The following is a 1754-nucleotide window of genomic DNA, read 5'->3' on the forward strand; positions in this document are numbered from 1 at the left end:
TCGTTCACATATACAAAAATCACAGACTAACACGCCCGTGTTTCCGGGGTTGCGGCCCCGGTTCCGTGGACGAGTTGTCCGATTTTTCTCCAACAATGGAGGTTGAGATGCTGCCAGAAACGGTTAGCAGTTTTGCGCAGAGATCAAAGAACTTCCGAAGGTTTTTGGAAGAGAGGGGTAGCCAGGTATTGGTTTCTCCTAATCCCTATGAGGTTCTCAGATTTACCGGACCTCGTGGCCGATCCTGCATTATTTACAAGAAGGAAAATGGCCGCCTGACGTGGACAGAATGTGCTCGGGAAGCGTGGTTGGCGTTCAAATCACAGTCTGATTGGCGCGCATGTGCCAAAACGACACGAGGCCGAGAAAGTCGGGATGCGGTTAAGCGTCGGCACCTCTATGCGGCTTTGAATGACCGCGATGGAAATTGCTGCTTTTATTGCGGGAAGCCTGTGCTGCCTATGGAATTTTCCATTGAGCACTTTGTTCCTGTGACAGCAGGTGGGCCAGACCACATTTCCAACATGGCAATCACTCATGCGCACTGCAATCAGAGGGCTGGCGCGCTTTCTGTTGTGGAGAAGGTTCGCTTGTCTGAGAGCATGAAATGCGAAGATGGGGCGGTGGCGAAATGATGAATTCTACCAGTGCGCCCGGAGCTTGGTTTGTCCCCACATCTGAAACAATGAAGTTTCTGCCATGCGATGTGCGGGATGACATGCAGATTATCGCACAGGTCACATCAATGGCCCGCGCTTTCGTAAACGAGGCTGAGAAGCGGTTGGCGCGACTGAATAACCGGTCGCAGAGGCTTGTCTGCCGGTCCGCCGTCCAGTCACTCGCTTTCGATCTGCCGTTCATGGAAGACGAACCGCAGGCGATTGAGTGCGAATGGTGGGAGGGACAGTGATGAGCCCCCTCAAGCAAATGAATGACCTTCATGGCTCGCACGTAAAGCCCGTGTTCGACAAATGGGTTTCCGCAATCAATGAGGCTCGCGAAGTCGGTGAAGCGCATGCGGATAAGGAAGCAATCGAAGGTATTGTTGCACTCGAAGGCATTGAGAAAGCAGCCAAGGAAGCACAGCGCATCCTCCGCGACGCAATGTCCGAATACATGACCGAGAACGGGCTGCTCGGTTTCAATAGCACGCACTATTCAGCGGGCCTGTCCGCTGCGCCACAGATGGTGACGGTGACGGATGAGAACGCAGTCCGAGCGGCGCGGCCCGATCTGTTTGAGCCGCAGCCGGACAAACTGAACAGAACAGAGCTGACGAAGAAATTGAAGCACGGGGACATGGTCCCGGGTGCAACGCTGTCGAACGGCGGCGCTCCACGGTTGGTCATCCGTGCAAGAAAGGATCTGGCGAAATGAGTAATGCACTGACCGTAAACGGTAGTTTTTCAATAGATGGCATGCAGGGGGCAATGCAGCTTGCCAAAGCCATGGCCTCAGCCAAAATGGTGCCGCAGCACCTACAGGGAAGCCCCGGCGACTGCCTGATGGTTATCGAGCAGGCTATGCGCTGGCAGATGTCTCCTTTTGCCGTAGCGCAGGCGTCAGCCGTTGTCCGCGGCAAAATGTGCTTTGAAGGTAAGTTGGTTGCAGCTGCCGTTCAGACCAGCGGGGTTCTTGAAGGGCGTCTTGATTACGATTTTTCGGGAGTTGGAGATTCCCGAAAGGTATTTGTCATGGGCCGCATCAAAGGCGAAGCGAAAGACAGAACGGTTGAAGTGCTTCTGAAGGATGCC

General features: G+C 54.2%; 3 protein-coding genes and 1 pseudogene. All 4 read left to right on the top strand.

Annotation, left to right across the window (positions count from 1 at the left end; all coding sequences use genetic code 11):
- The coding region (locus GVI59_RS18530) for an HNH endonuclease (protein ID WP_206752385.1) at positions 1–635 on the top strand (635 nt) is incomplete at its 5' end.
- Positions 636–685: 50 nt separating this feature from the next.
- The gene (locus GVI59_RS18535; RefSeq protein WP_173575513.1) at positions 686–910 is read left to right on the top strand and encodes a hypothetical protein; all 225 of its coding nucleotides are present in this window, start codon (positions 686–688) and stop codon (positions 908–910) included.
- 17 nt (positions 911–927) lie between these two features.
- Complete coding sequence (locus GVI59_RS18540; protein ID WP_206752386.1) at positions 928–1377, top strand: siphovirus Gp157 family protein; 450 nt, start codon at positions 928–930, stop codon at positions 1375–1377.
- A pseudogene (locus GVI59_RS18545) lies at positions 1374–1754 on the top strand (recombinase RecT); the annotation flags it as partial. The gene GVI59_RS18540 and the pseudogene GVI59_RS18545, both read left to right, overlap by 4 nt.

The sequence above is a fragment of the Acetobacter sicerae genome, assembly GCF_011516765.1.
GTDB classification, from domain to species: Bacteria; Pseudomonadota; Alphaproteobacteria; order Acetobacterales; family Acetobacteraceae; genus Acetobacter; species Acetobacter sicerae.

Excerpts from the sequence above, each read along its gene's own strand:
- GVI59_RS18535 (WP_173575513.1), top strand. The coding sequence starts at position 686 with ATGAAGTTTCTGCCATGCGATGTGCGGGATGACATGCAGATTATCGCA.
- GVI59_RS18540 (WP_206752386.1), top strand. The coding sequence starts at position 928 with ATGAATGACCTTCATGGCTCGCACGTAAAGCCCGTGTTCGACAAATGG.